At 72.0% G+C, this 8,333-nt stretch carries 9 protein-coding genes and 1 pseudogene; all 10 read left to right on the plus strand.

Features of this window, described 5'->3' with window-relative positions:
- Positions 1–1,340 (plus strand): endolytic transglycosylase MltG (mltG, locus tag DBR36_RS09455; protein WP_258222692.1); only part of this gene is annotated, 1,340 nt, incomplete at its 5' end.
- On the plus strand, positions 1,334–2,170 hold the full coding sequence (locus DBR36_RS09460) for a shikimate dehydrogenase (RefSeq protein WP_108318831.1): 837 nt from the start codon (positions 1,334–1,336) through the stop codon (positions 2,168–2,170). The genes mltG and DBR36_RS09460, both read left to right, overlap by 7 nt.
- Positions 2,171–2,174: 4 nt before the next feature.
- Positions 2,175–3,401, plus strand: coding sequence for a chorismate synthase (gene aroC / locus DBR36_RS09465; RefSeq protein ID WP_108318833.1), 1,227 nt, complete (start codon positions 2,175–2,177; stop codon positions 3,399–3,401).
- 94 nt (positions 3,402–3,495) lie between these two features.
- The gene (locus tag DBR36_RS09470) at positions 3,496–3,984 is read left to right on the plus strand and encodes a shikimate kinase (protein ID WP_258222693.1); all 489 of its coding nucleotides are present in this window, start codon (positions 3,496–3,498) and stop codon (positions 3,982–3,984) included.
- On the plus strand, positions 3,981–5,057 hold the full coding sequence (aroB, locus tag DBR36_RS09475) for a 3-dehydroquinate synthase (protein WP_108318837.1): 1,077 nt from the start codon (positions 3,981–3,983) through the stop codon (positions 5,055–5,057). Before DBR36_RS09470 ends, aroB begins: the two co-directional genes overlap by 4 nt.
- Complete coding sequence (locus DBR36_RS18755) at positions 5,050–5,289, plus strand: hypothetical protein (RefSeq protein ID WP_308810946.1); 240 nt, start codon at positions 5,050–5,052, stop codon at positions 5,287–5,289. The genes aroB and DBR36_RS18755 overlap by 8 nt, the downstream gene beginning before the upstream one ends.
- 263 nt (positions 5,290–5,552) lie before the next feature.
- Positions 5,553–6,011, plus strand: coding sequence for a type II 3-dehydroquinate dehydratase (locus tag DBR36_RS09485; RefSeq protein ID WP_108318839.1), 459 nt, complete (start codon positions 5,553–5,555; stop codon positions 6,009–6,011).
- A 73-nt stretch (positions 6,012–6,084) separates the two neighbouring features.
- Positions 6,085–6,645 (plus strand): elongation factor P, encoded by a 561-nt coding sequence (gene efp, locus DBR36_RS09490; protein ID WP_108318841.1) that lies wholly within the window; start codon positions 6,085–6,087, stop codon positions 6,643–6,645.
- Between the two features lie 2 nt (positions 6,646–6,647).
- Entirely contained in the window at positions 6,648–7,058 is a 411-nt protein-coding gene (gene nusB / locus DBR36_RS09495) for a transcription antitermination factor NusB (protein ID WP_108318843.1), read from the plus strand.
- Positions 7,059–7,250: 192 nt separating this feature from the next.
- Positions 7,251–8,333: pseudogene (locus DBR36_RS09500) on the plus strand (DNA/RNA helicase); the annotation flags it as partial.

Raw genomic sequence — 8,333 nt, forward strand, 5'->3', positions numbered from 1 at the left:
TCGTCGCCGCGCGCACCGCCCCGGCTGCGCGCAGCGACGACGCCGCGCGCAGCGCCGGACCCGCGCGCCGCGCCGACCCCGCGCCCGCCGCCGAGCCCTCGCGCGACCGCGAGCCGGCGCTGGTCGGTGCCGGAGCCACCGCCGCGGCGGCCACGTCGACGCCGCGGGCCGCGGCATCCGGTTCGCTCGAAGACCTCTTCACCGGCCAGACCACCACGCACGAGATGGGCCAGACCGTGACCGCACCGCCGCGCCGACGCCGCCGTGTCGGCGGGTGGATCGCCCTGTTCGTCGTGCTGCTGCTGGTCGGCGGCATCGCCGGCGGCGGTTTCGCCCTCTGGAACACCTACGGCGATCGCATCCAGGCGTTCCTCGGCAACGGCGAGCCCCTCGACTACGAAGCCGGACAGGCCACCGGCGAAGCGCGCGTCACCATCGTGTCGGGCGACACCGGCGCGTCGGTCTCGCCCAAGCTCTTCGAGGCCGGCATCACCAAGGCCTCGAACTCGCTGTACAAGTACATGGTCGACAACTCCGTCGTCTTCACCTTCCAGCCCGGGGTCTACAAGCTGCAGCAGCAGATGACGTCCGAGGCCGTGCTGACGGCGCTGCGCAACCCCGAGAACCGCCTGAACTACACCGTGCAGCTGCGCGAGGGCCTGACGCTGAAGCAGTCGCTCGACGTCATCTCGGAGCAGATCGGCATCCCGCGCGCTGACCTCGACGCCGCCACCGCCGACCCCTCGCAGTACGGCGTGCCCGCCTCGACGCTCGAGGGCTGGATCTTCCCCGCCACCTACGACTTCGACGAGGGCGTCACCGCGCAGCAGGTCATCGAGCGCATGGTGCAGCGCACCGTGCAGTCGCTCGACACCGCGGGCGTGCCCGAGGCGGACCGGGAACGCATCCTCATCATCGCGTCGATCATCGAGCGCGAAGCGCGCAGCAGCGAGGACTTCTACAAGGTCTCGCGCGTAATCGAGAACCGCCTCCAGCCCGACAACGACGAAACCCACGGCCTGCTGCAGATGGACTCCACCGCGCAGTACGGAGCGGGGGAGTTGGATGCCGGATCGTCGTCGTCGTCCGAGAACGCCCTCACGAGCGACAACCCGTGGAACACGTACATCCGCCCGGGCCTGCCGATCGGCCCGATCGCCAACCCCGGCGACCTGGCGATCGACGCGGCCATGAAGCCCGTGGACGGCACCTGGTACTACTTCACGACGGTCAACCTCGCCACCGGCGAGACCGTCTTCTCGACGACGTACGCCGACCAGCTGAAGGCCGTCGAGCAGTTCCAGGCATGGTGCCGCGAGAACCCCGACGGCGGATGCTGACCGGCACCACCCGCCTGGCCGTCTGGGGCGATCCGATCGCGCATTCGCGGTCGCCCCGGCTGCATTCCGCCGCATACGGCGTGCTCGGCCTGGACTGGGAGTACGACCGACGCGAGGTCGACGACACGCGTTTCGACGTCGAGATCGCGGGCCTGGATGCCGCCTGGCGCGGCCTGTCGTTGACCATGCCGCTCAAGCACGTCGCCGCGGCGCGAGCCGTGACGCTCGACGACGACGCGCGCCTGACCGGTGCGGTCAACACCTACCTGCTGACCGACGGCGGCCCGCACGGATTCAACACCGATGTCGGAGGGCTCGCCCGGGCCCTCGACGAGGTCGGCGTCCGTCGCCCCGCCCGCGTGCGGGTGCTCGGCGCGGGGGCCACGGCGACCTCCGCCGTCGTGTCGGCGGTACGCGCGGGCGCGGGCGAGGTCGAGGTGCGTGCGCGCCGACCCGAGGCCGCCGCCGCCCTCGCGGCGCTCGGTCCCCTCCTCGATGTGGATGTGCGCGTCGCGGCGATCGACGACCCGGACCCCGTCACCGTCGACGCGACGATCGCCGCCCTGCCCGGCGGAACCGACCTGGGCGCGATCGCCGGGGTGCTGGCATCCACCTCGGGACCCCTCGTCGACGTCGTCTACGGCGGATGGCCGACCCCGCTCGCGCGGGCCTGGGACCGCGCCGGCGTGGCCGCGCACGACGGGCTGCGGATGCTGCTGCATCAGGCCCTCCTGCAGGTGCGGGTGTTCGTCGGCGCCGACCCGACGGTCCCGCTCGCGCGCGAGGCCGAGGTGCTGGCCGCGATGCGCACCGCGCTCATGGGAGACTAGGGGCATGCTTCGCGTCCTCACCGCCGGCGAGTCCCACGGCCCCGAACTGATCGCCCTCATGGAGGGGATGCCGGCCGGCGTCCCCGTCTCTTCGGCCCAGATCCGCGCCGAACTCGCGCGCCGCCGTCTGGGCTACGGCCGCGGCTCGCGCATGAAGTTCGAAGAGGACGAGCTGAGCCTCTCGACCGGCATCGTGCACGGCTTCACCATCGGCAGCCCGATCGCCCTGCGCATCGGCAACACCGAGTGGCCCAAGTGGACCGAGGTCATGAGCCCCGAGCCCGTCGAGCTGTCTGACCGTTCGCGCGGACGCGGCGCCGCTCTGACGCGCCCGCGTCCCGGCCACGCCGACCTCGTCGGCATGCAGAAGTACGGCTTCGACGAGGCTCGTCCGATCCTCGAGCGCGCCTCGGCCCGCGAGACCGCGGCCCGCGTGGCCCTCGGCGCGATCGCGCGCTCGTTCCTGAGCGAGCTCGGCATCCGTCTGGTCAGCCACACCCTGTCGATCGGTCCCGTGCGCGTCCCCGACGACGCGGAGCTCCCCACGCCCGACGACGTCGACCGTCTCGACGCCGACCCGCTGCGGTGCTTCCACGCCGACACGAGCGCCGCGATGGTCGCCGAGGTCGACGACGCCAAGAAGGCCGGCGACACCCTGGGCGGCATCGTCGAGGTGCTCGCCTACGGTCTGCCGCCGGGACTCGGCTCGCACGTGCAGTGGGACCGCCGTCTCGACGCGCGGCTCGCCCAGGCGCTCATGAGCATCCAGGCGATCAAGGGCGTCGAGGTCGGCGACGGCTTCCTCACCACCACCCGCCGCGGTTCGCAGGCGCACGACGAACTGTTCGCCACCGCCGACGGGATCACGCGATCCTCCGACCGCGCGGGCGGAACCGAGGGCGGGATGTCGACCGGTACCGTGCTGCGCGTGCGCGCGGGCATGAAGCCGATCGCGACGATCCCCAAGGCTCTGCGCACCGTCGACGTCGCCACCGGCGACACCGCGGCCGCCCACCACCAGCGCTCCGACGTGTGCGCGGTGCCCGCCTCGGGTGTCGTCGCCGAGGCCATGGTCGCGGTGACCCTCGCGGATGCCGTGCTCGAGAAGTTCGGAGGCGACAACGTCGCCGAGACGCGTCGCAACCTCGAGACCTACCTGGCGAACCTGCCCGAGACCCTGCGCTCGACCGACGCGTCGGACGCCGCGCTGCTCGCGCATGACCTCGCCTGAGCGGGTGCCGAGCGACGCCCCCGCCGCTGATGCCGCGCCCGAGCACGGTGGGGCTTCCGCGCCCGAGCGCGCCGCGATCGTGCTCATCGGGCCGATGGGTGCGGGCAAGACGAGCGTCGGACGCCGCGTCGCGCGCGCCCTGGGCGCGTCGTTCAGCGATACCGACAAGATCGTGGTGCGCGATCACGGTCCCATCCGCGACCTGTTCTCCGCCCACGGCGAGGCGCACTTCCGCTCTCTCGAGAGGGATGCCGTCGTCGAAGCGCTCGCCCGCGGCGGCGTCGTCGCCCTCGGGGGAGGAGCGGTGCTCGACCCGCTGACGCGCGACCGCCTGGCGGCCCACCACGTGGTGCTGTTGACCGTCGCGCCGAACGTCGTGGCATCCCGGATCCACGGCGACGACCGCCCGCTGCTGGGCGGAGAGGACCCCGCCGAACGCTGGCGGCGCATCTACGAAGAGCGGCGCCCGCTCTACGAGGCGACCGCCGACATCGCCTTCGACACGTCGTCGGGACCCCTGTCCCGCGTCGTCGACGACATCGTGACCTGGGCGCGCAGCGCCGGGGTCGAGGAGAAACCATGAGCGAGACCACCACCATCAGCGTCGCCGGAGACCCCGGGTACGACATCACCGTCGGCCGCGGTCTGCTCGCCGCCCTGGGCGAGAAGCTCCCGGCCGCCGCGCAGAAGGTGCTCGTCGTGCACCCGCCGACGCTCGCGAAGCAGGCCGAGGCTCTGCGCGCCCAGCTCATGGGCGACCGACAGGTGCTGCTGGCCGAGATCCCCGACGCCGAGCAGGGCAAGCGCGTCGAGGTCGCCGCGTTCTGCTGGCAGGTCATGGGTCAGGCCGACTTCACCCGCACCGACGTCGTCATCGGCTTCGGCGGGGGAGCGGTCACCGACCTCGCCGGTTTCGTGGCCGCCACCTGGCTGCGCGGGGTCGCCCTGGTGCAAGTGCCCACCACGGTCCTGGGAATGGTGGATGCCGCTGTCGGCGGCAAGACGGGGATCAACACCGCCGAGGGCAAGAACCTCGTCGGCGCGTTCTGGCCCCCCATCGCCGTGGTGTGCGACCTCGACCTGCTCGACACGCTGTCGAAGAACGAGGCGACGGCCGGTTTCGCCGAGGTGGTCAAGGCGGGCTTCATCTGGCATCCCGAGATCCTGGATCTGATCGAGGCCGACCCGACCGGGATCGTCGACCCGCGCGGCGACGCGTTCCGCCGGTGCGTCGAGCTCGCGATCGACATGAAGGCGCGCGTCGTCGGCGAGGACCTGCGCGAGGCCGGCCTGCGCGAGGTGCTCAACTACGGCCACACGCTCGGCCACGCCATCGAGCACGCCGAGCGGTACCGCTGGCGTCACGGTGCGGCGATCTCGGTGGGCATGGTGTTCGCTGCCGAGCTGTCCCGACTGGCCGGGCGTCTTTCGGACGACGTCGCCCAGCGCCACCGCACCGTGCTCGAGTCGCTCGGACTGCCCACGACCTACCGCGCGGGGGCGTTCCAGACGCTCAAAGCCACGATGCAGCGCGACAAGAAGAGCCGCGGCAGCATGCTGCGCTTCATCGTGCTCGACGACCTCGCCCGCCCCACCGTGCTGCAGGCCCCCGACGAGTCGCTGCTGTTCGCGGCCTACCAAGAGGTCGGTGCGTGATCCGGAGCGCCTCGTGAGCGCCGCGGGTGTCACCGTCCGCCGCGTTCGAGCCGGAGAGGGCGCGCGCGTGCGCGAGCTGAGGCTTCGCGCGGTGAGCGACCCGGCGGCATCCATCGCCTTCCTGACCACGTACGAGCAGGAGCGCGATCGCGACCCGGCGTTCTGGGACGAACGAGCCGCGGGCGGCGCGGCGAGGAGTTCACCGGTCCGATCGGGCCCGAGCTCGCGATGAGCCTTTCTCTGCGCACACTCTGAGGCGGGGCGGGGTTCCTTCCGCGCCCGCGCCCCACACGGCGCCGAGGCTCGGATTATCGCACCGAACTCGGATGGTTCCCGCGCGATTCTCCGAGTTCCGCGCGCGTCTCCGAGTTCCGGGCTGCCCCGAAGCCCATCCCCGCACTCGTTCCTCGAGCGCGACGGCTCGTCCGCCGGGTGAGGCGGGCACCGCCCCCGTGCGCCTCGGCGCGCCGGGACGACGCTGATAGCGTGCGGGACATGACCACGCCCCGCCGACTGCTGCTCGTCAACGGCCCCAACCTCAACCTGCTCGGCACGCGTCAGCCCGAGATCTACGGCCGCGACACCCTGGCCGACGTCGAGCGCGTCACGGCCGAGGCCGCCCACCGCCACGGTGTCGAGGTGCGCGCGATCCAGAGCAATCACGAGGGCGTGCTCATCGACGCCATCCACGCCGCCCGTCTCGACTGCGCCGGCATCGTGATCAACGCCGGAGGACTCACGCACACCTCGGTCGCCCTGCGGGACGCCCTGGCATCCGTCGATCTGCCGGTGGCCGAGGTGCACATCTCGAACATCAAGGAACGCGAGGAGTTCCGGCACTTCTCGTACATCGAGGACGTCGCGGTCGTGCACGTCATCGGCGAGGGCGTGCCCGGGTACGCCCGCGCCGTCGACTTGCTCGTCGAGGTCGTCTCGGGCCGCGCCGACGGCTGACGGCGGGGATCGCGTAGACTCAGACGTCGGGCTCTCGCCCCACTTCGACTCACGAAACGGAATATCGGCACTCATGGCATCCACCGCAGACATCAAGAACGGCGTCGTCCTGAACATCGACGGTCAGCTCTGGAGCGTCGTGGAGTTCCAGCACGTCAAGCCCGGCAAGGGCGGCGCGTTCGTCCGCACGAAGCTCAAGAACGTCATGAGCGGCAAGGTCGTCGACAAGACCTTCAACGCCGGCGCCAAGATCGAGACCGAGAACGTCGACCGCCGCGACTTCACGTACCTCTACAACGACGGCGAGGGCTTCGTCTTCATGGACGTCGCCGACTACGACCAGCTCACCGTCGGTGCGGCCACCGTCGGTGACGCCGCCAACTTCCTGCTCGAGAACCAGCAGGTGCAGATCGCGTTGAACAACGGCAACCCCCTCTACATCGAGATGCCGCCGTCCGTCGTGCTCGAGGTCACCTACACCGAGCCGGGTCTGCAGGGCGACCGCTCGTCGGCCGGCACCAAGCCCGCGACCGTCGAGACCGGCTACGAGATGCAGGTCCCGCTGTTCCTCGAAACCGGCACCAAGATCAAGGTCGACACTCGCACCGGCGAGTACCTCGGCCGCATCAGCTGACCTTGAGCGCCCGCACCAAGGCGCGCAAGCGCGCCCTCGACATCCTCTTCCAGGCCGATGTGCGCGGTGAAGAACTGCCGATCATGCTGGCCACCGAGGCTAAGCGCGCGGCGTCCGAGCCCGATCGTCAGGCGTCCTGGCTGTACGCCCGCGACATCGTCGATGGCGTCATCGACAACCGCGACGCGATCGACGAGCAGATCACCACGTTCTCCAAGGACTGGTCGCTGCAGCGCATGCCCGCGGTCGACCGTGCGCTGCTGCGCATCGGCGCGTGGGAGATCCTCTACAACGACGAGGTGCCCACCGCTGTCGCGATCGACGAGGCGGTCGAACTCGCCAAGGAGTTCTCGACCGACGACTCCGCTTCGTTCGTGCACGGCGTGCTGGCACGGATCGCGCGCTCGTCCTGACGCCGATCGACGTGCTCCGACGCGGCCCCGACTTCTCGTCGGCGGCCGCGTCGTCGCGTGTACGGGGTGCCCGCGGCTCTGTCGGCACGCCCGGCAGCGCGCCGGCGTCCGGCGAACGGGGGAGGCCGACATGTCCGGCCGCGTGACGACGCCCGCGCCCGCGATGTCGCAGGTCTCGGGCAGGATCTCCCCGTGACGTCCTGGCGCGACCTGGTCGCGGGCGGCCCCGCCCGCGCGTACGACGCGCTCGCCCTGGGCATCGAGCTCCGGCAGCGCGACGCCTACGACCCCGCCCGCTGGGGTGCCCGCGCGGTGATCGCCGTCACCGCGCGCGCACTCGCCCGACGCCAGGACGATCTGCAGCTGGTCGCCCGGCCGCTCGTCCAGGGCGCGCGCGAGGCCTGGATCAAGGCGGATGCCACGTGGGACGCCGTCCGTCGCTCGACGGGCAGATTCAACCCGGCGCACGCGCGGTGGTTCGCGGAACTGCACGCGATCGCGCAGGCGCTGCGCACGACGGGGGCGTTCGCGGCGTCGGGCGACACGCTCGCCCTCGACACGGTCGACGCGCCCCTGCTCTGGCCGCACCTGGCCGCGGCGCGGGGGCTCGGCATCCCGCTCGTCGCGATGCACCCGCAGCAGAGCGTCCGCCTCGCTGGCGAGGCCACCGCGCGTCTGGCGATCGACCGGGCGCCGGACGGCGCTCTGCGCCTGTCCGCCGCGGTGCGCATCGACGACGACCCCGTGGATGCCGCGCACGCCCGACCCATGGGCGCGTCGGGGCTGTTCGCCTACGCCCTCGACGTCGACCCCGTCCCGATCGTTCTCGCGCCCGCCGACCTGCCCGACCCCTTGCCGAGGCTGCTCGGGGCCGCGGTCGACATCCCGGCCTCCGACGCCGAGGAATTTCTCGCCGAGGCGTACCCCACCCTGGCGCGGCGCACGCCCCTCGTCGTCGGGCCCGGGGTGCCGCCACCGCCACCGTCGCGGCCGGTGCTGGCGGTCGAGGTCGCGTACGAGGGCGATCAGGTGGCCTACTCCCTCGCCTGGACGTACCCGGGCGGCGAACGCGTCGACTGGCCGGGTACACAGACCGGCACGCCGGACGAGGCGGACGCCCGGGCCGAGGTCGCCGCCCGTGTCGAGGCAGCGTGGGCCGCGGCATCCGATCTCGCGCTCACCGCCGCCGCCACGCTGCGCGACGCCGACGCGGCGGTGTTCGCCACGCGCGTGCTGCCGGCGATCGACGCCCTCGCCGAGGTGCGAGTACGAACG

The organism is Microbacterium sp. HMWF026 (assembly GCF_003061325.1).
In the GTDB taxonomy this organism is placed as follows: domain Bacteria; phylum Actinomycetota; class Actinomycetes; order Actinomycetales; family Microbacteriaceae; genus Microbacterium; species Microbacterium testaceum_E.